At 44.9% G+C, this 590-nt stretch carries 1 pseudogene; it reads left to right on the top strand.

Annotation, left to right across the window (positions count from 1 at the left end):
- Positions 1–590, top strand: a pseudogene (locus R7Q48_RS29180) (sodium:glutamate symporter); the annotation flags it as partial.

The raw sequence follows: 590 nt of genomic DNA, 5'->3' as shown, positions 1-590 counted from the left end.
TGGCTTCACGCTTGGTTTGACCTTTGCGACAGTCGGTATCTTCATCTCAATTTCCATCGGCATGCTGATGCTTCAATTTGCTCTAAAAATGGGTTGGATTCGAAGCTTTACAACTTTTGACAGCATGGATGAACATGAACGAAAAGGTCTTGTAAGACCAACAGAACAAGAACCAGTGATGAAAGACACAATGTCTTCACTCTCTGTGGATTCATTTGCTATTCACGCAGCCCTTGTCGTCGTCGTTACGGCTTTCTCTTATGTCGCAGCAAACTACTTATCGTCGTTCCACGACAAAGTACAAATTCCGACATTTGTAACGGGCTTTTTGGGCGGAATGCTCGTACGAATTGTCGCGAAACAAACCAAAGCGTCACGATACCTTTGTGATGGAGCATTTAAGCACGCGGCTGGTATCAGCACCGACTACCTGATCATATTTGGTATTTCGGCAATCAAAATTACTGTTCTTGCTCAGTACCTTGCGCCAATGATCGTACTCGCCATTGGTGGCATCGCATTTACGTTGTGGCTGATCTTCTGGGTTGCGCCTCGAATTATGGGCGATGATTGGTTTGAAAAAGGCATAT

The organism is Vibrio sp. 378 (genome assembly GCF_033339435.1).
This window is presented reverse-complemented; position numbering and strand designations above follow the sequence as displayed.